Annotated in this window: 11 protein-coding genes; 8 read left to right on the top strand and 3 right to left on the bottom strand. The window is 74.0% G+C overall.

The window, feature by feature from the left end; genetic code table 11:
* Nucleotides 1-7 precede the first annotated feature (7 nt).
* Nucleotides 8-727, top strand: coding sequence for an ABC transporter permease (locus tag Vgi01_RS09730; RefSeq protein WP_204290772.1), 720 nt, complete (start codon nucleotides 8-10; stop codon nucleotides 725-727).
* Between the two features lie 226 nt (nucleotides 728-953).
* On the top strand, nucleotides 954-1,793 hold the full coding sequence (locus tag Vgi01_RS09725) for an extracellular catalytic domain type 1 short-chain-length polyhydroxyalkanoate depolymerase (protein WP_204290771.1): 840 nt from the start codon (nucleotides 954-956) through the stop codon (nucleotides 1,791-1,793).
* A gap of 114 nt (nucleotides 1,794-1,907) precedes the next feature.
* On the opposite strand, the gene Vgi01_RS09720 is transcribed toward Vgi01_RS09725, so the two are convergent.
* From Vgi01_RS09720 to Vgi01_RS09710, 3 genes are all read right to left on the bottom strand, one after another.
* Entirely contained in the window at nucleotides 1,908-3,035 is a 1,128-nt protein-coding gene (locus Vgi01_RS09720) for a hypothetical protein (protein WP_204290770.1), read from the bottom strand.
* Nucleotides 3,036-3,172: 137 nt separating this feature from the next.
* On the bottom strand, nucleotides 3,173-4,189 hold the full coding sequence (locus Vgi01_RS09715) for a hypothetical protein (protein WP_204290769.1): 1,017 nt from the start codon (nucleotides 4,187-4,189) through the stop codon (nucleotides 3,173-3,175).
* Nucleotides 4,186-4,743 carry an RNA polymerase sigma factor gene (locus Vgi01_RS09710; protein ID WP_233196861.1) on the bottom strand — a complete coding sequence of 186 codons (558 nt, stop codon included), beginning with the start codon at nucleotides 4,741-4,743 and terminating at the stop codon, nucleotides 4,186-4,188. The genes Vgi01_RS09715 and Vgi01_RS09710 overlap by 4 nt, the downstream gene beginning before the upstream one ends.
* A 752-nt stretch (nucleotides 4,744-5,495) precedes the next feature.
* Here Vgi01_RS09710 and Vgi01_RS09705 point away from each other — a divergent pair.
* The 6 genes from Vgi01_RS09705 to Vgi01_RS09680 are packed head-to-tail and all read left to right on the top strand — an operon-like array spanning nucleotide 5,496 to nucleotide 24,162.
* Nucleotides 5,496-9,104 (top strand): DUF6603 domain-containing protein, encoded by a 3,609-nt coding sequence (locus Vgi01_RS09705; RefSeq protein WP_204290768.1) that lies wholly within the window; start codon nucleotides 5,496-5,498, stop codon nucleotides 9,102-9,104.
* Between the two features lie 2 nt (nucleotides 9,105-9,106).
* Nucleotides 9,107-11,326, top strand: a complete 2,220-nt coding sequence (locus Vgi01_RS09700) for a hypothetical protein (RefSeq protein ID WP_204290767.1) — start codon at nucleotides 9,107-9,109, stop codon at nucleotides 11,324-11,326.
* 19 nt (nucleotides 11,327-11,345) lie between these two features.
* On the top strand, nucleotides 11,346-16,325 hold the full coding sequence (locus Vgi01_RS31120; RefSeq protein WP_204290766.1) for a hypothetical protein: 4,980 nt from the start codon (nucleotides 11,346-11,348) through the stop codon (nucleotides 16,323-16,325).
* A gap of 13 nt (nucleotides 16,326-16,338) precedes the next feature.
* Nucleotides 16,339-18,210, top strand: a complete 1,872-nt coding sequence (locus Vgi01_RS09690) for a hypothetical protein (protein WP_204290765.1) — start codon at nucleotides 16,339-16,341, stop codon at nucleotides 18,208-18,210.
* Nucleotides 18,207-21,317, top strand: coding sequence for a peptidoglycan-binding protein (locus Vgi01_RS09685; RefSeq protein WP_204290764.1), 3,111 nt, complete (start codon nucleotides 18,207-18,209; stop codon nucleotides 21,315-21,317). Before Vgi01_RS09690 ends, Vgi01_RS09685 begins: the two co-directional genes overlap by 4 nt.
* A 58-nt stretch (nucleotides 21,318-21,375) precedes the next feature.
* A complete protein-coding gene (locus Vgi01_RS09680) occupies nucleotides 21,376-24,162 on the top strand; it encodes a peptidoglycan-binding domain-containing protein (RefSeq protein WP_204290763.1) in 2,787 nt (928 codons plus the stop codon).
* Nucleotides 24,163-24,240 lie beyond the last annotated feature (78 nt).

The following is a 24,240-nucleotide window of genomic DNA, read 5'->3' as shown; positions in this document are numbered from 1 at the left end:
GAACCCCGTGTTCTCCATCGCCTCCAGCGAACTGGTCCAGATCTTCCGTAACCGGTTGGTGCTGGTCACCAGCCTCATCGTCCCGGTGGCCGTCTCCGCCCTGTTCGTCCGCCAGCACGAGACCTTCGCCGACCTCGGCAGTCTCGGCTACATCGCGGCGATCGTGATGTTCACCGTGGCCGCGTTCGGGCTCTACGCCACCGCCGTCACCACCCTCGCGTCGCGGCGGCAGAACCTCTTCCTGAAACGACTGCGGTCCACCGCCGCCGCCGACTCCACCATCCTCGCCGGTCTGCTGCTGCCCCCCACCGCGATCGCGGTGGTGCAGGTGTCCGCGATCATGACCGCACTGGCCATGGTCGCCGGTGAACCGACGAACATCGCCCTGCTCGTGCTGGCGACCGTCGCCACCCTGGCGATGATGATCGGTCTGGCCCTGGCCACGGCCGGACTGACCAACTCACCCGAGCACGCCCAGGTCACCACCCTGCCCGTCACCCTCGGCGTCATCGCCGTGGCCAGCTGGGTCGGCATCACCGGCACCGAGGAACTCACCCTGCTCAAGCGGCTGCTCCCCGGCGGCGCGGCCACCGAACTGACAATGAACGCCTGGAACGGCGGTACCGCCGTGGCCGACTCCCTGCTCCTGCTCGCACCCACCCTGGGCTGGGTCGCCATCGCCGTCGCCCTGGCCACCCGACTCTTCCGCTGGGAGCCCCGCCGATGACCACCGCATCGCACAGCCGTCCGGACACCCCGACCCTCGCCGACCTCACCCTCGGCGAACACCTGAGCACGGCAGGCCAGGGCCGGGTGAGAAGCGTGGCGGATCATCCACCGACGGACAGCCTCCTGCACTCATCGGACGCGGCGACGTCGACCAGGAGCGGCGCAAGTGCTCGGCCTGTTCCCCACCACGGCCCTGCGGGACGGAACGACCGGGCGACGAGCCCATGAAGTCCACCACCCGGTTCAACAACCTGGCCGACCGGGAAGGCTTCATCGTCGTCTACCCCACGCAGCTGATCTCCCGCAACATGATCGCCTGCTGGAACTCCGTCGACCCGCGGCATCAGCAACGAGACGCCGGAGAACCCGCGCGGCTCGCCGGCGTCGCCCGCCAGGTGGTCGAGACGTACCACGCGGATCCCGACCAGGTGCACGTGGCCGGCGCCTCGTCGGGCGCGGGAACCGCCGTCATCCTCGCCGCGACCTACCCCGACATCTTCGCCACGGCCACCTCGGTCACCGGCGGCGAGTACGGACTCGACCAGGTCGACCCGGACGACCCGGCCGCGACGCCACCGCTGTACACGGCACGTCAGGCCTGGGCCACGATGGGCGACCGCGCCCGGCAGGTGCCCCTGCTGGTCATCCAGGGTGAGCGCGACGAGGTGGTGCCGCCTCTGGTCGCCACCCGACTCGTCGAACAATGGACCACGGTCGGCGACCTCGTCGACGACGGGCTGCCCAACGACAGCCTCGACCTGACCGAGGAGACCGTGTCCGTGCCAGCCGCCACCGGCCGGCACCCCTACACGCACACGACGATCAAGGCATCGGACGGCAGGTCGATCGTCGAGGCGTACCGCGTCCAGGACATGGGGCACGCCTGGCCGGGCCCCGACGGCGACGGCTGGTACACCGATCAGGCGGGCCCCGACGCCAGCGAGATCGTCTGGGAGTTCGCCGCGCGTCACCCGATGAAGCCGCCAGGACCCGTCCGGGTTGGCATAGCAACGGTCCTGATGGCTCCCCCACGAGCGGCGATCCGCAGGTTACAGCCAAGGTAACGGGGGTGACCGCGACCGCATCGTCCACGGCGGACGCGTCCTAGGCGGCTGAGCGGGCGGCCTCGCGGTCGCCAGCATTGTTCAGTCGCCCCGACGGCGGTGGGCCGGCGGTCATCAGCGGGGACCGAAGACCGAGCCCAGCTTGGACAGCCGAGCGTTGTCCAGCTCCCACTGCAGCACGGTATCGAGCGTGTCGAGTGCCCGCCCCTCGACCGTGGCCTTCATGCTCTGCACGCCGTCGACCACCTCGGGCAGGGCCGCCACCACCGCTGCGGTGGCGGCCCGGATGGGCTCGTCGGCCCCGTCGGCCACGGCCCGGATCAGGTCCACCACCGCGCTGCGGGCGGTGCCCGCGTACCGCCCGGCGATCCGCTCCAGCCCGGCCGGCATTGCGGCCCCCGCCTCCCGCGTGGCCGCGGACAGCCCGGCGAGGAGGAACTCGACCAGCTCGCTGCGGCCCACGGCGAGACCGGGCAGCACCGCCGCGACCGCAGCCCGGGTCGCTGTCTCCGCAGACGTCTCGGCGCCGCCGTCTTCCGGGGCGTCCGCCTGGTAGGCCAACCGCCGCCGACCCGCGGTACTCATCTGGAACAGCACCATGAGCGTCATCGCCCGATAGAAGTCGCTCACCCCGCCGGCACCCGCCAGCGCCGCCAGCAGCGGCACAGCGCCCGGGGTGGCGGGCACCACCGAGCCCTGCGGGAACGCATCGTCCGCGATCGCCTCGATCAGATCACCCACACCGTCGAAGGTCCGGCCCCCGAAGGGCACCACCTGGGCCGCCGCACGAAGATCGGCGGCAGGACGACGGAAACCACCACACTTGAGTCCAGCAGGCGCGGGCAGAGACGGCGCAGCGGCCGTCTGCCCGCCGACGACCTCTGCGCGGATCCGGTCGGCCTCGGCCCGGTCGAGCTCGTGCGCGAGGCCCTCCCGGGAGAAGCGCTCGATCGCCTTGTCCGGAAACTGGCCGCAGGCCGAGTTGACCTGCCCGCCATACTTCCGGGCAATGGCCGCGACGGCCTTCTTCTCGGCCGGTGAGACCTCCAGCGGACCCTCGTAGGGCGGGTCCACCACCAGCGAGTGGGCTCGCCACCAGCCGGCGAAGCGACCCTCCAGCGGGTCGGTCGGCACCTCCCGTACCGCAACCAGCAGGTGGCCGCGCTCGGCCAGCTTCTCGGCGACGGCATAGGCCGAAACCTCATCCGGCACCGACACGACGAAGCGCATCTCACGAATCACGGCGGCATGCTATCGACGATGGGTCGGGCTGCCCGGCCTGCCCTTGCCCAGTCCGAGCGGCACCAACCCGCGGCTCAGCGGCGATCAGGTCAGGTGCAGAAAGGCGGGGGCGTGGCCTCGGCCACGGCCCCGCCGCTTCAACGAGCGTGCGATGTGACGACAACTTGGGCGCCAACGGCCACGACCTGTTCGCCAGTCAACATCGCCGGTGCCTGAAGGTGGAAGGCGGTCCCATCGGGCAGCGGAACCTGCAGAAACCACCCGTCGATCGTCTGCACTAGGTCGCTTTCCCTGCCGTTGACCTGCACCGTGCTAACCCGCTTCGCGCCACTTACCCAGCCCATCAAATCTCTCTCGGGTGCCTTGACGAGATTGACACTGAGCTCCTCGACGGAGTCGGGGGCGCGCAGGGTCACGATCTTGTTGTCCTTGAAGGCCACCAACCGCCAGCCCGCTGGAGCGAGACGTACCTGCAACGGCACCGGCTGGGCATCGTCTGCCACGGTCGCGGCCAGCGCCCGCACCGCCGCTTCATTGCCGAAGCGCCCATGGCCGGTGAGCGTGACCCACTGGCCAGGCCGGCGCTGCCAACTCAGCACCACCGACGTGCCGGACTGCGCATCATGTTCGACCACGAAGCCGGGCACGCCCTGCAACGAGACGGACCGGACCCGCTCAGGCGCGTCCTGGGGCACATACCGATCGCTGACACCGAGGTAGACATCGCTGACGCCATCAGCAGCCCGGAAGACCGCCGTCATCACCGGCCGGTCGTTGCCCTGCTCGTCGCGGGCAACACCGCCACTGAAAGTCGGTGCCGCCAGGCCAGCGGGACGAGGACGCAACCCGATGGGATACACCGGCGAGTCGAACGCCACGAGCTGCACGCCCGTCGATCGGCCCGTCGACGCACGATGCTCCGACAACATGAATGTACCGCCAGCCGCCGCGGCGACCACGACAGCAACGGCGAAGCCGAGGCCCACCCGCCGATGTTGAGGCGCCCAGCTCACGCGACTCCAGCCCCACCTGCGGCGAGCCGGCGCAGCCGGGGCCATCTCGGCCATCAGTCGTTGACGAGCACTGGATAGGGCCGCAAGAGACACCGGCGGCGCGTCCGGGCCGTGCTCGCGCAGCAATTCAAGATCGTTCATATCAATTCCTCGTTGATCATCGCCGAGCTGAGGGATTCACGAGTCAGGCGTCGGGCTCGGTTCAGCCGGGACCGGACCGTGCCAACAGGTATGGCGAGCACCGCAGCGATCTCGGCGTAGGACAACCCGGCCCACGCCGTCAGCAACAACACGTCCCGGTCCCCGCGCTTCAACCGCGCCAGAGCCACAGCCAACTGCTGGCGCAGGGCCTGCGCGTCCGCCCGCTCGACGGCATCATCGTCGCTCGACATCACATCGCTCGTGCTGGTGGCCAACCGGGCCAACATGCGGTAGCGGCGCTCCTCCTGCCGCGCCTGTCGGCGCAACACGTTCGTGGCGATGCCGTACAGCCAGGCCCGCGGATCAACGCCCTGCGATCGATAAGTCGACCTCCGCCTAAACGCAATCAGAAACGTCTCAGCCAGCAGGTCGTCAGCCGCGTTACCGACCCGGCGCGCCAGGTACCGGTGAACGGCCACAGCATGCCGATCGAACAGCGTCGCGAACCGCTCCGGACACTCGACCGACTCGCGCAACAACACGTCATCGCCCACCAACTGCGACGGTGCCACGAACTGCGCAGGGGGAGGCCGCTCCGATCGGGGGCCGGCCGGCTCACTCAAAGAAACGTTCCTTGCTTCGTACGTTGCGCTCACACCTGCTTATGCCCGCAGAGCGCGAGCGGGTTCACGACGCCGCCTACCAGAAACCGCCTGGCCCCCAACGGTGTCGGCCCAGGTCACGACGGCTACCGCGCCGACCGTCCGTGCCTCGCCAGCAGCACCAGGCACACGGTTACCCCCTCCCCGCCGACATTCGGCGAAGCGTCGAACACCCGTCCGCTCACGACGCCGCGCACTCCCACTTCTTCAACTTGATCATGAGGGCAGAAATCGATCGCGAAAGAAGGAACTTCCCCCGCACTTCCCGTCCCGCACTGGTGCAGATAAGCACGTCCGAGTACCAGATCAAGCCGATCACATACGTCACCCGTGTCGACGGCCGCCGGATCTGACGATGCGCCGAAGCTCCCGGGTGGTTGTCGTCCGACAGGTCGGATCCCTCCATCCCTTCGGATGGCCCGGTCGTGTCCCGAGTAGACGGGACAACGGTCCCTGGTGTCTGGGTCCGCTGCACGAACAGACTCGCCCAGCGCCGTCCGGCCAGCCACCGACAGGAGTTCCACCATGCCGCAGAGGTGTGCCGTCGTCATGCCCGACAGCACCCGCCCACCGGGCCGGTGTCCCGCCGCAGCCACAGGGTCCATCATGGACGTTCGACCGCACTGTGCCGGTCGGTGCCACCCATGACCCGACCGGTACAGGCGATCCTCGTCCAGCACGCGGTCGCACTGCTGCGTCCCCTCACCGACGCGGCCGGCGACCCCCAGGCCCGCGACCGGCTGTTGCGCGGTATGGGCTGGGATCTCTCCGCCCTCACCGGCTTCGACCTTTCCGCGTTCGTCGACGCCCTGGTCCGCTGCCGGGACACCGTGGCCCGGGTCGCCGCCCGGATCGACGGGGGCCTCGACGACCTCGGCGACGCGGCGTGGTGTCTCACCGAGATCCGCACCGCCGTCACGGCCGTCGTGGACCTGCTCGACGGCTGGCGGCCCCCACCCGTCCCGGGTGCGCCGGGCCGACCCGCTCCCCCACATCAGGACGCCGACCCGTACCGGCTCTTCCTCACCGACCTGTTCGGTTATCTGCTCGACGCGCACCTGGCGCTCTACGCGCCGAACCTGCGGGTCGCGCTCGACGTGCTCGGTGTGCGCCGGCTGGTCACCGCCACGGCGCCCGTCACTATCGGCGGCAGGCAGGTCCGGGACCGACGGGAACGTCCCTTCTTCACCGTCGATCCGGTGGGCCGGCTGCTGGTCGACCCGGTGGGTGTGCTCCGGGACCGGCTGTTCGGACCCGAGGGTCCGCCCACGCTGCCCGCCGAGATCGCCGACGCCCTCGGCGAACCGCTGGGGCGGTGGCTGACCGGCGTCGGCGTGCCTGCCTCGTATGGCACCCCGGGCGTCGACGCGGCCGAGTCCGGGCTCAGCCCGGCGCAGCGCGACGCCGCCCGGCGCCTGCTGCACCTGTCCTGGTCGGCGCCGGTCGGCGCACCCGACGAGACGGGCACCGACCCGGTCGGTGACCCGCTGGGACAGGCCACCCTGCACCTGGCCGCCGGACTGGCCCGGGACACCGCGCAGGACCCGCTCGACCCACCGCTGGCCCTCGTGCTCGCACCCCAGGGAACCCTCGACGCCACGGTCGAGTACGGCCAGTGGACCCTGCAGAGTCGACTCACCGGCCTGGTCACCCCGGTCGTGGTCACCCGGGACGGCGCGCGGTTCCGGCCCGCCGACGGGTCCACCCCGCCCGCCGGGGCCGAGCTGACCGGCTCGGTCGAGCTGCGGTACGCCAGCGCCACCCCCGGCGAGCCGGCCCTGCGCCTCGGTGCCCCGGACGCGACCCGACTGGAGATCGACCAGCTTCGGTTCACCGCGCAGGGCCGGCTCACCGCCGACGGACCCACCGGTGACCTCGTCCTCAGCCTGGACGGCGCCCGCCTGCTGATCGCACCAGGCGACGACGGGTTCCTCGCCGCGGTCCTGCCGCCCTACCCGATCCGGATCGACCTGGACGCCGGGCTGCGCTGGTCACCGGAGCACGGCCTGACCCTCACCGCCGGCGGTGGGCTGGAGCTGACCCTGCCGGTCGGTACCAGCTTCGGCCCGCTGCACGTGGAGCACCTCACCGCCGCGGTGCGGGCCGGCAGCACCGGGCTGCCCGGCGGCGGCGCCACCGGCCCCGTCTCCACCGCCGGGGCCGAGGTGCGGGTGACCACCGACCTCACGGTACGGCTCGGACCGGTCACTGCCTCGGCCACCGGTCTCGGGGTGCGGGCTGCGCTGACCCCCGCCGACGGTGCCGGCAGCCTCGGCCCGATCGACGTGGACCTGGCGTTCCTGCGGCCGTCCGGGATCGGGGTCGCGGTCGACGCCGGAATCGTCACCGGCGGCGGGTTCCTGCTCGCCCAGGACGACGGCCGGTACGGCGGCGTCGTCCAGCTCAACTTCCTCGACCAGGCGCTGTCCGCGGTCGGTCTGCTCGACACCCGGATGCCGGACGGCTCCCCCGGCTTCTCCCTGCTCGTCCTCATCTCGGTGCGGTTTCCCCCGGTCCAGCTCGGGTTCGGTTTCACGCTCACCGGGGTCGGCGGTCTGATCGGGGTCAACCGGGCGGTCCGGGCGCAGGCGATGCGTGACGGGCTCGCCGACGGCGGGCTGGACGGCCTGCTCTTCCCCGCCGACCCGATCGGCAACGCCCCCCGCCTGATCCGGGACCTCGACCGGTTCTTCCCCACCACCGTCGGCCAGCACGTGGTCGGGCCGACCGTCGAACTCACCTGGGGCGCGCAGGGCCTGCTCACCGCCCGGCTGGGCCTCTTCGTGCAGTTCCCGACGCCGGTGCGGGTGGTGCTCGCCGGCCAACTACGGATCGCGCTGCCGCCCGGGCGCACCGAACCGGTGGCGCTGATCCAGGTGGATCTGGTGGGTACGCTCGACTTCGGCCAGCGGACGTTGGCGATCGACGGGGTGCTGCGCGACTCCCGGCTGGCCGGGTTCACCCTCACCGGGCGGATGGCCGTCCGCGCCAACTGGGGAGACCGACCGTCCTTCCTGGTCTCTATCGGCGGGTTCCACCCGCGTTACCCGCAGCCGGACACCGTGCCGGTGCTGCCCCGGCTGACCCTGTCGCTGGGCGACGGCAACCCCCGGCTACGGCTGGCGGCGTACCTGGCGATCACCTCGAACACCGTCCAGTTCGGGGCCCGCCTCGACCTGTACGCCGGGATCTCGGTCCCGCTCATCGGGACCTTCGCCATCGCCGCGGTGCTCAGCATCGACGCGCTGATCGTGCTCGAACCGCTCTCCTTCGCCATCGACATCTACGCGATGGTCGCCCTCACCTGGAACGGTGACCCGGTCCTCGCGGTGGAACTCGCCGGCAGCCTCACCGGGCCCCGCCCCTGGCGGGCGGTGGGACGGGCCAGTTTCACCTTCCTCGGCCGGCATTCCATCCGCTTCGACGTCACGGTCGGCAGACGCGCCGTCAACCCCCCGCCGCTGCGGGTGAACCTCGCGGACCGGGTCCGCGCGGCCCTGGCCGATCCGGCGAACTGGACGGCCGAGCCCCCCACCGGGACCGGGCCGCTTGTCACCCTCGCCGAGTCGGCCACCGCCGCCACCGAGGTCCTGGTGCACCCGCTCGGGTCGCTGACGGTCCGGCAGAAGGTGGCCCCGCTGGAGGTGACCGTCGACCGGTACGGCACAGCGGCCCTCACCGGAGACGTACGGCGGTTCACTGTCGGCGCCGTCACCCTCGACGGTGTCCCGGCCCGGTCGACGCCGGTCGACGACCTGTTCCCCCCGGCGGAGTACCTCGACCTGGACGACATGGAGAAGCTCTCCGCGCCCTCGTTCGAGCGGTGGCCGTCCGGCTTCCGCGTCGACGACTCGGCGCTGACCCTGCCCCCGGAGCCGGCCTGGCGCCTGGTCGCCGCCCGGACCGAGGACGAGGTGGTGACCCGTACCCCCGACGGCGGCAGCACCGGGCAGCCCGTGACCCGGCCGATCCCGGACGACCGGATGAAGGTGCAGGCCGGAGCCGGCGCGGCGGCGGTCAACGGGGCCGGCGCGCAGGGTGCCCGAGCGTTCGCCGGACCCGCCTTCGACATAAGCCTGGCCGAGCCGCTGTACGCGGTGGTCACCGCCACCCCGCCCACCGACGGCGCGCTGGCGGTGCTCACCCCGGCCCGACCACCGGCCCGGTTCGCCCAGGCCCGGGAGGCGCTCGCCGCCCAGGGGGCCGGCGGGGTCCGCAAGCTCATCGAAAACGACGACGTCCCCCGGGAGTGACCGTGTCCTCGACCTACCATTTCCTGCCCTGGGCCAGGGAGGGCCTGGCCAACCGGCTCCGCGCGCCGGGCCCCGGTGAGGACCCGCGCCGCGGCCACGTCACCGTCACCGTCACCGCGACCCTGAACGAGGAGTCCCTCGGCGACATCGCCGTCGCCACCCTCGGCCCCGGCGACGTGACGGGGCTCGCCCCGCACCAGGTTCTCCGCACCGACCCGCCGCCCGACACCCTCGGCTTCGAGCCGGACCACTACCCCACCCTGGACCTCGACTCGCCGACCCTGCCCTGGCTGTTCACCCCGCTGCCCCCGACCGGCGACCGGCTCCCGCCGTGGCTCTGCCTGGTGGCGGTCCGCCAACAGCCCGGAGTCCGGCTGCGCACGGACGGGGTGCGCAACACCACCGTGCTGGAGATCCGTACGCCCGCCGACGCCCGGCGGGAACTACCCGACCTCACCCACTCCTGGGCCTGGGCGCACGTGCAACTGGTCGGTGCCCTCGCCACCGGCGAGTCCGCTGCCCAGGTGCTGCGCCAGGCGCCGGAGCGGACCGTCTCCCGGCTGATCTGCCCCACCCCGCTACGACCCGACGCCCGCTACCACGCCTGCCTCGTACCGACCTTCGCCATCGGCCGGGCGGCCGGGCTGAACCTGCCGCTGCCCGAGGGGACCGGACCGGCCTGGCACGACACCGACCAGGAGGTGACCCTGCCGGTCTACCACCACTGGGAGTTCAGCACCGGCGTCGGCCACAGCTTCGCCGACCTGGTCCGGGCGCTGCGGTTCCGGTCGGCTCCCGACGGTGCCGGCCGGCGCCCCTTCGACCTGGCCGGCAGCGGGCTCACCGCCCCGACCGGGGCGGCGCCGCTGCCCCCGTTCGACGGCGCGCTGGTACGCCCCGGCAGCGGCCACACCGCCCCACCGGACTGGGTACGGCAGGCCCTCGCCCCGCTCGTCGGCACCGGCTCGGGCAGCGCCGCTCCCCTGTACGGCGGCGAGCACGTCGACCGGCGGACGGTATCGGCCGGCGACACCGGCTGGCTGGCCGAGCTGAACCTCGACCCCCGGTACCGGGGCGTCGCGGGGCTGGCCGCCGCGGTCGTCCGGGACCGTCAGGAGGACCTGGTCGCGGCGGCCTGGCAGCAGGCCGGCGACGTCCGACCGGTCAACCAACTGCTGGCCACCAGCGACGTCGCGAAAACCGTCAACGGCAGCCTGCACGCCCGCCGGCTCACCGGCCTGCCGGCCGACGGGCTGACCCTGACCCAACTGGCGGCGCCGCTGGGACGCACCGCCGGGGCACCGCTGGTGACCACGACCGCGTACCGGCGGGTCAGCCGGCGGCGCGGCCCCATCGCCCGACGGGTCGCCGCACCGGCCCCGGTCACCGTCGCGCCGGCCGACGTGGCGGCCCTGACCCGCGCCCTCGAACCGGCCCGGACCGTCAAGCAGCGGGTGGACAGCCGCCTCAACGGGGCCACCGGCGCCGACCAGCCGGACCGGATCCGGGTGGCACCGACCTTCCCGACCCCGATGGTCGGCGAACTGGCCCGGCTCGCACCGCAGTTCCTGCTGCCCGGCGCGGACCGGATCCCGCCGGACAGCGTGGTCGCGTTGGAGACCAACCCCCGCTTCGTCGCCGCCTTCCTCGCCGGGCTGACCACCGAACTCGCCAGCGAGCTGCGGTGGCGGGACTTTCCCCTGGCCGAACGGGCCACCCTGTTCCGGCATTTCTGGGACCAGCGCGGCCAGGGCGGCGACGGCGCCGCCGACGTGCCGCCGATCGACAGTTGGCCGACCGACCGACGGCTCGACCAGGTGGTCACCGGCGACACCGCGCGCCTGGTCCTGGCGGTCCGTGGTGAACTGCTGCGCCGCCACCCGCGCACGGCCGTCTACGCGGTCCGCGCCGCCTCACGGACCGCCCCGGCGGACGAGGCCGTCCCCGGCAACGTGGCGTACCCGATCTTCGGCGGCACCCTCGGCGCGGACCTGCGCTACTTCGGCTTCGACCTGACCGAGGAGCAGGCGACCGGGCAGGCCGACGCCCCGGGTTGGTTCTTCGTCTTCGCCGAACAACCCACCGAGACCCGGTTCGGCCCGCCCCCCACCGGCGACCCCCTCGCCGGCGCCGGGGTGACCGCCGCCGAGGTCGCCCGCCGCACCCTGCGGCTGCCACTGCGGGTGCTGATCCACGCCGCCGACCTGCTCACCGCCGACTGAGGCCGGAGAACGAGACACCATGCCCGACATCACCGCCGTGCCCACCGGCACGCCGATCGCCCTGCTGCCGTACCGGATCGAGACCCGGTACCTACCCCGGTCCGGCGGCCAGCCCGGCGCCGACCTGCTGGTCCGGGTCTACCCCGACCAGATCCACTTCGACTCCCACGAGCCGGGGCTGACCCCGGTCGAGACGCAGGCCCGCAAGGAATTCCTCGCCGCCGGTGGGCGCGATCCCGACCCGGACGCGCCCGACGTGGTCTCCGCGTGGGCCCGGCTCGTCGAACAGTTCGGCGAGACCCGCGCCGCCTGGCTCGCCCGGCGACCCACCGACGGGGAGCCTTTGGGCGACCGTCCGGCCATGTGGTCGCAGCCGGTACGCGCCCGCGCCCTGCCGGACCGCTTCGTGGTGCTCGGGTACCGCGCCGGCCAGGTGGTGTTCCAGCGGGAGACCGCACCGATCCCCCGCGACCTCGCGGTCAGCCCGCCGCCGGGCGAGGCCGTCACGCCCGCGCCGCCGTCGGCACCGGATGCCTCCGGGCACCGGCCGGACCCCCTCGACGTGCCGCCGGGCATGGCCTGGATGATCGACCCCGCCGAGGGCGAGGCGGCGGGCATGCTGCTGCGGGTCCCGCTCAGCCCCACCCAACTGGTCCTGGACCGGCTCGTCGTCCTCGGGGTCCGGGTCGAGGCCCGCCCGGGTGACCCCGACGGCACCGCCGGGGTGCGTGGCGCCGCCGACCTCGCCGCGCTGCTCACCTCGCACCGCTACACCGACGGACTCGCCCTGGTCGCCCAGGGCACCCCGACGAACAACACCGAACGCGGCCCCTCCGGCCTCAACGAGGCGGGCCTCGCCGCCCACACCAGCCGCCGGGAACTCCTCCCCGATGCCGCCGACGACGGCTCCGACGCGGCCCGGCTGGCCGCCGCGCTCGGCGTACCCCGCAAGGTGTTCGGCCGGGTCGAGGGGGCCGAGGGACGGGAGTCGCGCGACGCCCAGGCGATGAACGCCGCCCTCTGGCCCGCCACCTGGGGGTACCTGCTGGAACGGTTCCTGACCACCGTCGGTCCCACCCGGCTGGAGCCGTACCGGCGGCACTTCGTGGACTGGGTCCGGGCCCGGGGCCCCCTGGCCACACTGCGGATCGGCAACCAGCCGTACGGCGTGCTCCCGGTCGTCTCCCTGGACCGCTACCAGGCCGACCCGACCGACCCGACCGGCGCCCGGGTGGCCGACCTCGTCCGCCGCCTGCGCCCGACCTGGCTGACCGCCCTCACCACCAGCCGACCGGAGACGAAACCGGTGCTGGAGATGCTCAAGCGCCGCCCGGTCTCCGACGGCTACGCCATGCGGGGTGTCTTCGGCGCGCACGAGTGGTTCGACCGGGCCCTCGGCTTCGAGGGGGGACCGGAAGGGCTCGACCGGTCCCAACTGGCCGGGCGGGTCGTCGGGGCCCAGCTCATGCACCAGCGGATCAGCGCGGCGTTGGGGGTGCCGCCGTTCACGGCGTTCGACGCCGTGAAGGCGTTCACCGGCGCGACCCTCCACGACGGGCACCTGCCGACGGTCGCGGCCGACCTGACGGCGCCGACCGTGCCGTGGCTCGCCGCCCTGCGGGCCCGGCTGCTGGCCACCCTGCCCGCCGACGTCGAGGCCGGTGGCTGGCCGGGCAAGCCGGCCGACTCGGTGCTGTACCTGCTGCTGCGGCACGCGGCCCGGCTGGTCGCCACCGGTCCGGCACCGGACGTGCGGGGCTACCCGGCCCGGGGCCACTTCGGCGACCCCGCCGCCGAACCGCCGCCGCTGAACCGGTACGAGGAACTGCTGGCCGCCCTCGACGACCTGGCCACCCGGCCCGCCCGGGTGGTCGATCTGGCCACCCGGGAGTCGCTGGACCTGGCCGGGTTCCGGTTCGACGCCTGGGCCACCTCGGTGGCCACCCGGCGGCTCGCCCGGCTGCGCGCCGACCCGCACGCCGGGCTCGCCCTCGGCGGGTACGGCTTCGTCGAGAACCTGACCCCCGGCAGCCAGGACCTCGCCGTACCGGCCGACCAGATCCCGCCGGGTGAGGCGCCCGGCCTGCTGCGCCGCGCCAGCGACGCCGGCTACCTGCACGCGCCGAGCGTGGCCCAGGCGGCGACCGCCGCCGTGCTGCGCGCCGGTCACCTCAACCACGCCGAGGAGGCCGGCGCCACCGGCACCAGCCCCTTCGCCCTCGACCTCTCCTCCCGCCGGGTCCGGCTCGGCACCGCCGTCATCGAGGGGCTGCGCCAGGGGCAGACCCTGGCGGCGCTGATCGGGTACCGCATCGAGCGGGCCCTGCACGACACCGGGCAGGCGGCGGGCATCCCCGCGCTACGTCGGGCGGTCGCCGCGCTGGCCGGTCAGACCGGTGAGCAGGAGGTGGTCGACGGGGTCGCGCTGCTCACCGCACACACCGCCGGGCAGCTGCGCTGGGGGGTCGGCGGGCTGCCCCCGCTGGCCGCCGTCGGACCGGCGATCGAGGTGGCCCGGGAAGCCCTCGACGCGGTCGGTGACCTCTCTGTCGCCGAAGGGCTGCACCACACGTTGCAGGGCAACTACCCGCGGGCCAGCGCGGCGCTGGCGATCGGCAAGGTCGACGGGGTCGCCCCGCCGGAGCTGGAGGTGGTCCGTACCCCCCGCACCGGCGCCGGGATCACCCACCGGCTCCTGCTGATGCTGGACGCGCCCCCGCCCGGCGCCGGGTCGGGCGGGTGGCAGGCCGGCCCCCGGGAGACCGCCGAGCCCGCCCTCGCCGCCTGGGTGGCGGCGGTGCTGGGCCCCGCCGATCGGGTGGTCGCCGACCTCACCTTCGTCGACCCGGCGACCGGCGCGGCCCTGGCCCCGACCCGCCGGGTCACCCTCGACGACGCGCTGCCGTACCCGCTGGACCTGCTCGGGTACGCCGACGACCCGGCCGGGATCGAGAGCCGGCTCGCCTGGCACCACCTGGACCCGGCGCGCCGCCCGAGCGGCGTCGGACCGGATGCCACCGTGCGGCTCCTGCCGGACCCGGCCGGTCCGCTCAGCGTCGGCCAGGTCTACCTCACCGACCTGCTGGAGGTGCTGCGCTCGATCGCGGCGGTGCTCTCCACCGCCCGTCCGCTGACCCGCACCGACCTGGCCGCCGGTGGCACGGCGGGCGACGAGGACGAGCCGGACGGGGTGCTCCTGGACGAGTTGCGGCAGCGGGCGACGGTGGCCCACCTGGGCCTGACCACCCTGCGGGCGGCGCTGCGCGACGCCGTCGGGGACACCGAGGACGACGGGCATCCTGAGGCCGTCGCCGACCTGAGCGCGGCGGCGGCGCACCTGCTCACCGCCACCGCCTTCGGGGTGCCGAACGTGGTGCCGGTGGCCCGGCACATCCTCGACGCCACCGCAGCGGACGGTGGGCCCGCGGCCGAGGTGACCGCCGCCGCCGTGGCCACCCTCACCACCCAGGTCCTCGCCGGCTACGCCGAGGTGCGGCGCCGCAGCATGGCGGCGGACGAGATCGCGGCGCGGGCCAGCCGGGCACCGGACTGGGTCGACCTGCTCCGGGCCGTCTTCGGGCCGGGTTTCCTGGTGGTACCCCGGTTCACCCCGGCCGATGCGGGCCAGGTCGCCCGCGCGTTCGCCGGCACCTCGGTCAGCGGCGCGCCGGCCGGTCAGGAGCCGCTGGCCTGGTTCGCCCGGACGGCCCGGATCCGGCCGGCGGTCGCGGCGGTCGAGACCGTCTGCCGGTTCGGTCAGGCGCTGGCGACCGGGTGGGGTCTGGACCTGAGTATCGGTCAGGTGCCCGCGCCGGCCGCCGGGGAACCGGCCCGGCGCTGGGTCGGTCTGCCGCCGCTGGACCCGGCCGACACCGTGCCGACCGGGGTGACCTCGCTCGTCGCGGTCGGTGCCGGCCCGGCCGCCACCGGCTCGCTGGCCGGGCTGCTGCTCGACGAGTGGGGCGAGGTGGTGCCGGCCCGCCGGGAGACGACGGCGGTCGCGTACCACTACGACGCGCCCGGGGCGCAGGCACCGCAGGCCGTGCTGCTGGCCGTCTCGCCCCGGCCGGCCGGCAGCAGCTGGACCCTCGACGACCTGGCCGCGACCGTCAACGAGACCATCGACCTGGTCAAGCTCCGATCCGTGGACCGCACCGACCTCATCCCCGAGCACCTTCTCAGCTCGCTGGCGTACCTGCCGCTGTGGCCGACGACCGCCCCCGGCGCGGTGGAGGTGAGCCGGCTGGCATCGGTGCCGGCGACCTTCGGGGTGCCGAAGGTCGCCGGGCAGCCCCGGATCGGCTCCGTCGTCCTGAAGGGAACGCAGACAGCGCTCGCCGGAATCCGGCAGGGGCGCACCGTGCAGGTCATCGTCACCGGCGAGAACCTGCACATCCCGCAGGAGACCAGCACGTGGAGCGTCGACAAGCCCGGGCTGCGGCTCCGGGTGCTCGCCCAGTCGCCGGACCAGACCGAACTGGAACTGAGCGCGGCCCGCACCGGCACCGACTACCCCGCGGTCGACACGTACGAACTGCGGCTGGTCACCCGGGGTGGCATCGCCACCTGGCTGGTCCGCGTCACCCCCCGGGTCACCATCACCGCCGTCACCCCCGCCGTCGTGCGCCAGGACCAGTACGACGCCACCGTGGTGCTCGAGGTCGACGGCCACCTGCTGCCGACAGTGCCGATCCCGCACAGGGATCCACCGATCACCTTCCGGGTGCTCGGACTCGACCTGCCCGTGACCGGGTTGGTACCGGCCGCCGTGCCGGGCAGGGCGGCGGTGACCCTGCGGGTGCCCGGTCGCCCGAAACCGCCGGTCGAATACAACGACCGCGGCAAACCGATCATCAAGACCAAGCACTGGACGCCGGTGCCCGCGACCCTGGCCGTGCAGGGGGCGTGGGAGCACGACGAGCCGTCGACCGAGGCGTACCACGAGCTCGTCGGGGCCTTCACGTACGAGGTCATGTCCTGGACCAACGCCGACCTGTGAGCGGGGAGAAGTCATGAGCATGCAGAACGGTTGGGCCCGGCTGGAGCCGACGGTCCGGGAACGGACCGGGGAGGAGGGCCTCCAGGCGGGCATCGCCGATCCCCTGTGGCTGCTGACCCGGCAGTGGCAGCTCGGTGAGTTCGCCGCTACGGACGCCGGTACCCCGGTCTGGGCCCGGTTGCGCGGCACGGTCACCGGGCTGACCCGGCTACATCCCGGGCCACCCCCCACCGGCCCGGGCGGTGCCACAGGGCTGCGGTACGACGTCGGTACCGTGCCCCTGGAGGCCCTGGTCGAGTCGGAACCGGCGGTGGTCGGCACCGAGGGCACCCGGGACCTGGCCCTGCGGGCCGGTGGGTACTTCCTGACCCTGCTGGCCGAGGAATGGGAGGGCACCATGCTGCCCGCCGAGAGCCAGGTTGGCTACGTCGCCGGGCTGCTGGCCACGCATCCCGTCCCCACCGAGGGCCTGCCGGCCGGGGACCGGCTGCTCGCAGCCCGGGTGCCGGACGGGGTGGCGCTCTTCGCCGCCCTCGACTCGGGGCTGCGCCCGCCCGACGGGGGGCGTCCGACGCTGCCCGCGCTGCCGCCCCTGACCAGCGCGGCCGCGCGGCCCGTCCGGGCCGCGGCGTTGCGCTTCCTCGCTTGGTACGACGGGGTGACCGGGCGGGCCCTGCCGGAACTGCCCACCTGGTCGCCGCAGCGGCTGGAGTACCAGGTGTCGCTGGCCGCCCCCGCCGTCGGCGGCGAACCGGAGTTCGTCCTCACCACCGACGAGTACGCCTCCGGCAGCCTGGACTGGTACGCCTTCGACCACGTGCCCGGCGGGTCGCTGGGGGCCGTCGCCAGCGACCCCGGTGGGACGGGCCGCCCGTTCCTCGCCTCGGGCATCCCGACCCCTGTCACCTTCCGGGGCATGCCCGCCGCCCGGTGGTGGGAGTTCGAAAACGCGGCGGTCGACTTCGGCAGCGTCCGGGCCGCCGGGGACAGCATCGCCACCATGCTGCTCGTCGAGTACGCCACCGTCTACAGCAACGACTTCTTCCTGTTCCCGGTGGCGATGGAGGTCGGCTCGGTGTGCCGGGTCTCCTCGCTCGTCGTACACGACACCTTCGGGCAGCGGATGCTGGTGCCGCCCACCCGGTCGGCGGTGCGGGGCGCCGAGTTCGCCATCTACGAGCACAGCGCGTACGACCCGCTCAGTGGCGGCACCGGACCCCTCTCGCTGCGGGACAGCACCTTCACCCTGCTGCCCACTCTGGACGACAGCCACGACTCGGCCCCCGTCGAGGAGGTCTGGCTGCTGCGCGACGAGAGCGCCAACCAGGTGTGGGCGGTGGAGGCGACCGCCTGCGGCCCCGACGGGCGACCGGTGGACCGGGCGGAACACCACGCCGCCGGCCGCGCCGCCGGCACTGTCACCCCCTCCGCCGACCCGGACCTGCCGCTAAGCTACCGGCTGCGGACCGACACCCCCGGCCACTGGTTCCCGCTGGACCCGTCGCCGCAGGCCGCGCAGATGCTCGACCTCGGGGCGGTCCCACCGCTGGACGGCACGCCCGCCCCGCTGCCCTGGGGCCGGTTGCTGGCCGAGCTCCGCCAGCACCGGCTGCACCGGGAGGAGGTGACCCGGGCCGGCACCCACCTCACCCGCGCCTGGCAGTACGCCCGCTGGACCGACGGCCGCCAACACCTGTGGCTGGGCCGACGCACCCGGGTCGGCCGCGGCGGCGGTGCCAGCGGCCGGTACCACGACGTGCTCTGGCCCGGACCGGTCACCGCGCCGGGTCTGCCCGGCCCGCCCGAGCCGGGCGGGCCGCCGGCCGCACCGCGACCCGCAGGGCCCGGCCTCCCGCCGAAGCGACCCCCGGCGGAGCAGTCATGACCGCCCCCGTCGTCGAGGCGGTCGAGGCGCTGCGCGCGCGCCCCGACGAACGCTGGCCCTTCGGCCCCACCGCCCTGGCCGGCGAGCAACGCGCCCACCTGGCCGGCTGGCGCAGCTACCGGTCCTGGCTGGCCGCCGTCGAGGCGGGCCCGCACCAGCCGCCGTGGCAGCCGCGGGAGGTGGTCCGCCGGATCCGGCTGCTCATCTGCGGCGCAGAACCACCGGAGACCTGGCAGCCGGACGAGCTGATCGCCCACCCGCACCCGTGGGCACGCACCCCGCTGACCGTCGCCGACGCCCCCCGGGCGGCCCTGGACGGGCTGTACCGCACCGGGCGGCTCCAGATCGGAGTCGGGCCGACCGGCGCGCCCCGGCTGGTCGACACGTACCCGATCTGGTGTCTGCTGGACCAGCGTCTCGGCGAGCCGACCCCGCTGGGGGCCCTGTACGACGGGGCTGCACTGCTCGGCTGGCCGGGGCTGCTGGCCGAGGCGTGGCTCGGCTACGAGCTGCGCCGCCGCGCCGCCGAGCAGGCGGTCCGCGAGGCCGGTGACGTGTGGGTCGAGGACCCGGCCGATCTGGCCCGTCCCCGGCAGTGGTTGGCCGAGGCGATCGCCGAACGGGCCGGGATCGAGCGGCTCCTCGCGGTGGTCGACGGGCTGAACCTCGCTGCGGCCTGGGATCCGGCTACCCCGGTCAGCGCGATGCTGGCCCGCTACTACGACCCGGCGGGTCCGGCCACCACGGACCCGACCGAGCAGCACGCACACAACCGGTTCCGTCTGCTGTACGACGCGGCCACCCCACCGGTCCCCCGCGAGTCCGATCCGGCCCGGCTCGCCGCCGCCCTGCGCCCGGCGGTGACGAGCGCGGCGATGTTCCTGGTGATCCGGCAGCACCTGGGGCGGCACCGGCACGCCTGGACGGTGCCGGACGCCCTTGAGGCGCTGCACGGGACCTGGGGCATGTCCATGCTCACCGAACTCGTCGACAGGTTCGCCGGGGCGCTGCTGGCCGGCGCCGCCGGCGACGGCTGGAGCGCCGGTGACTGGCCGGCCGCACCGACCGCCCTGGGCCGGTACGGCGGCTGGCACCTGCGCCACGGCGACAGCGACGCCGAACGCCGCTTCGGCGGGCAGGTGCGGGCCGCCGGCCCACCGCACACCCCGGTGGCCCTGCTCCAACGGGACCTCACCGAACTCGGGTTCACCGTCGCCGATACCGGACGGTTCGACGCGTCCACCGAAAGTGCCCTGCGGGAGCTGCAACTCGTCGCCTCCCACCGGGAGGTCACGGCGACCCGCGCCGGGGTCGCCGGCCAATCCCGGCGTCCCGCGCACCGGCGGCACCTGGGCCTGCCGCACGGCCGGCTGGACGAGGAGACCGCGGGCACCATCGACCTGTGGCGGCGACCCGGCCACCACGGGATGCCCGACGCGACGCGGATCGTCCGGCCCGCGCTGGCCGGGCTGCCGGCCGCCACCGTGCTGTCCCGGACCACCAGGGAGCTGTACCCGTGGGCCACCCTGACGGCGGCCCGGGACACCACCCCGCTGACGCCGGCGCAGTGGCGGCAGGTCGGCGACGCGCAGAAGGACCTGTGGCGGCGGCGGCTGATGGTGCGGGCCGGGTTCGCCGTCGACGAGGGGGGTGACCCCCCGTACGTGCTGGACGTGGCCGACGGGAACCTGTTCCACCTGGAAGCGGTCACCGAGTTCTACCTGAACCTGAACGACCCCTGGCTGCCCCGCACCACCGGGGATCAGGTGGGACGCAACGTGCCCCGCCCGCCGGAGGACCCGGGGTACCACCGGGTGGACCTGCTCGACCCGAGCGGGGTCGCCGCGACCCCCCTGCCGCCGCATCCGCCGAACCAGTTCCGGCTGCGCCTCGACGGCGACGCCGATCTGACCGAGGTGTGGCGGACGGACGGCCACACCCCCGCCACCTCCCACCGGGACCTGCTCTTCCTGGCCGGCACCGCGCCGGCCGCGCAGCGGTGGTTCCGGGTCGCGGCCGTCGAGGCGGCCACCCGGACCGTCACCGTCCACGGCAGCCCGCAGCTGGTCGGCCCGGACCAGTCCTGGCTGCTGCGCCGCCGCCCGCAGATCGTGGTGGTGGACCCGGTCGGCGAACGACCGCACCTGGTCGGCACCGGCGCCCGGCCCGGTGCGGCGGCGAACCAGGTGGTCCTCGACGGCGACGCCGGGCTCACCCTGCTCGTGCTCAACTTCGACACCATCCACCTGCCCGCCGACGTGGCCCGCCCCTCGGGGACGTACCGGATCGTCGGGTGTGACCTGGCGACCCGGACCCTGACCCTCGACGGCGAGCCGGCCCTCGACGGCGAGTCCTCGTCCTGGCAGATCCCGGCCGGCGTCGGCGGACGGTTCGACCCGATTCCGACCGGGTTCCGGCCCGACCGCCGGGGCACCGACCACTACGGTGGGGTGGCCATCGTCGTGCACGCCGGCCGACAGCACGCGGCGTACTCGTTCACCAGCTTCTCGGCGTGGCGGTACCAGGGCGGCAACCGGTCGGCGATCCGGGGCAACACCCACTACGAGTGCCGGTCCTTCCGGTCCGGTGACGCCTTCAAGAACTACTCGTTGAAGGTGGTCACCGCCGGGGAGGGCGACCACGTCGCCCACGGCCGCTACTACCTGGACGACATCAGCAACCCCCGGCCGTTGCCCGGCGCCCCCCAGACCTGGCAGCCGTTTCCGCCGCTGCTGCACGTGGCCGACGACCTCGACGGCAAGGTCTACATCCGGTTCCACGACGGGCACACCAACACCGGGGACGACGCGGCCAGCAGCACCGGGTCGGCGGGGTGCCTCGTCTCTCCCGCCTACTTCGAATTCCGAGGGACCCTGATCGGGCTGCACCAGCAGGAGCGGGCCCTGCTGGGGCTGGCCCCTGACCCGCCGCTGGCCGACCTGACCCCACTCGGACGCGCGGAATCCCGGGCCCTGTGGACGCGCAGCAGCACCAACCCGGTGACCCCGCCGCCGCATCTCTCCGCAGCCGAGTGGGAGAACAAGATCGCCGCCCGGCTGTGGCTGGTCCGCCCGGACGAACGCCCCGCCGGACCGGGCGCGCCGTGAGCCGCCAACCCTTTCCCCGACGTCCACCATCAGGGCCGGTACCGGCCGAGGGAGCACCATGAGCACCGAAACGGCCGACCCGGTCGCCGTCGTCCTCGCCACGGCGGTGCGGACGCTGCCGGAGCAGGGCCGCCGCTGGCCGGGTGGCCCGGTCACCCTCGGCGGCGAGTACAAGGCCTTCAGCCCCGACCTGGAGCAGTACCTGGACTGGGTGGCCGAGGTCGAGTCGAGGATCGGCGACAGCGGTGAGACGGCGCAGCGCATCCGCATGCTGCACTACGGTCGGCACGGCAGCTTCCCGGCGTTCGACAAAGTCCTCAACTCCGACCCGCTGCGGATGCACGCACCACTGTCCTGGGAGCACGCGTCGCAGGAGACCCTCGACGGTCTGGTCGGCGCCGGCTCGGTGAGTACCTGGCACGGCGAACTCGGCACCCGACCCCGCCCCGCGGTGGAGTTGTCCCACGTCTGGGTCTGCGCCGACGCGGCCCTCAACGAGCTGGCGACAGCCGCAATGGCCCTCTCCGTCCAGACCGATCCGTACGGCGCGATGAGCTGGACCGGCGACCTCGCCTCCTGGTGGCAGGGGTACAACCGGGCCCGGAAGAAGGCGAAGGACGAGGCCACGAGGGCGGGGCGGGAGTGGACCGAACCGATGGATCCGGCCTCCCTGGCGGTACCGATGGGCTGGCTGGACGCCGCCGCCGGCAACTGCGCCGCCGACGACCTGCTCGGCGACATGGACGGCATCCTGCTCATGCCCGAGTTCGAGGCGCTCGACCCGAGCCTTTCCACCCCACTGACCGACCTGCTGCGCGGCTACTACGGCCCCAGCCCGGCCGCCACCGGCACCGCACCCGACCGGCGGGTGCTGCACTCCGACAACCGCTTCCACCTCTTCGTCCGGCGGGCCCGCCCAGCGATCCCGCACACCTACGACGAGACCACCGGCGTGGTCACCCTGGCGGTGCAGGCCGAGAGCACGATCGCCGCGCACGTACGCAGTGCTGCCAAGGTCCTGCAGCGGGCCAGCAAGCAGTTTTTCGACGACGGCCTCGACAGCCCATGGGGCGAGGCGATGACGTACTGGATCGCCAGCCGTTTCACCCAGTTCCTGCGCAGCGGGCTCGCCGCCGACGGCTGGACCATCGGCTCGTGGCCGGTGGCCCCCCGAGCGCTCGACACCTACGGCGCGCATCCGCTGCGGCTCGGCGACAGCGACGCAGACGGCCGATACGGCGGCGTCGCCCACGGCGAACCCGGGACCCACGTGCGTCTCCTCCAGCAGCACCTCACCCAGCTCGGCTTCCCGACCTCGCCGGACCCGGTCGGCAGCTTCGATCCGCGCACCGCGTCGGCGCTGCGCGAGTTCCAGATCTCGGCCCGGTTCGCACAGGTCCACAAGCTCCGGCTCGACGAGGCCGGCAACCCGGTGGACCCCACCGTGGTAGCGGCGGTCCGCCGCTACCACGGTCGGATCAACGGATGTTTGAACCCGGACACCGCCACCCTGCTGAGGACCTGGCTTACCGCCGACGCGAAGGGCCTCCAGACCCGCAATGCCGCCACCGTCGACGCGTGCCGGATGCAGGGAACTGTGCCCGGCGAGGTCGTCACGGCGAACCTGTGGCACCCGGCCGACGAGACCGACCCGACCCTCGGCGTGTACGCCACCGACCACCTGGAACGTCATCCGATCCCAGCGGCCCGGCGGCTGCCGGGCGGGCCCGGCCGGGTCGCGCTCGGGCGGTACGCCGCACCAGATCCGGGCACCGACACACCCGGCGGTCCCGTGGTGGCCGGCGCCGCGCTCTGGCCGGAGGCGGCGCTCACCCCGGAATCACTGATCCCGCCGGAGGACAACGACACACCGCCGCTGCCGCGGGCCGATCTGAGCACGTACCGGGTGATCCGGGCGGTGGCCGAGGCCGGCGGGGGGACACACTTCGACGCAGTCGACGCCAGCGGCGCCGACCGGTTACGGCTGGGACCGCTGCGCTGGTCGCTCGGTGCCGACGGCTTCGGCGACCTGGCCGCCCTGCTGGCCTACTACCAGTTCATCGACCCCACGAGCTACCGACGCGACTTCGGCCGGTACGGAATATTGCCGGCGCAGCCGTGGTGGGCGCGCGATGTCTGGTCGGACGGTGCGGCCGGCCACCGCGCCCGCGAGGCGGGCCGACTCGCCCTGTACGGGCTGCGGGACGCCGAGGGCCGGGTGCACCCGCACGACCTGCTGCCGCTGGGGCCCACCGACGGCGAGGGCTTCGACCACCTGCAGGGGTGGCACGCGGTGCACCGCCTGGTGATGACGCTGCGCACCACCGACGGGCTGCGTCGGGCGATGTGGCGGTTCGCCGTCCGACGGATCAACCGGCTGCGGCAGCGGAGCTGGCGCTACCCGGGCAGCAGCACACCGACCGGCCCGTTGGTGCGCCACGGGACGGACTCGTCCCGGGACGCCACCCTCGGCGAGGTCTTCACCAGCGAGCAGGCCGTGGCGGCGCTGCTGCGGTGGCACACCGTGCTACCGCAGCAGGTGCTGGGCGAGCACGGGGCCGCAGACGGGCTCCGGGCGGTCTTCCACACGGTGTACGGCCCCGGGCCGCGCCTGCTGGACCCACGCACCGGCCCCGAGGCGGACTGGGCCCAGGCGGCCCTCACGGCCGCCCTGGTGGACCTCGCTCCGGCGGACCCACCCGGGTTCGGTGCCAGCGTGGCCGTGGCGGCGGGCTACGCCGGTCTCTCGCCGGTCGCCGGCTCCTTTCAGCTCGCGCTCCTCTGGCCTCCGGACACCGACGAGTACACGCCCGACGCCGCTGCGGGCGGGGCGACCCGGCACTGACCCGGACCTGGCCGCCCGTCCGGCATCCGGACGGGCGGTCGGGGCGGTGCCGTCCGTGATCCGGAGAGCGGCCGGGCG

Source organism: Micromonospora gifhornensis (assembly GCF_016863515.1).
Lineage (GTDB): Bacteria > Actinomycetota > Actinomycetes > Mycobacteriales > Micromonosporaceae > Micromonospora > Micromonospora gifhornensis.
Note: the sequence above shows the minus strand (reverse complement) of the source record. Positions and strands in the feature narration are given on the sequence as shown.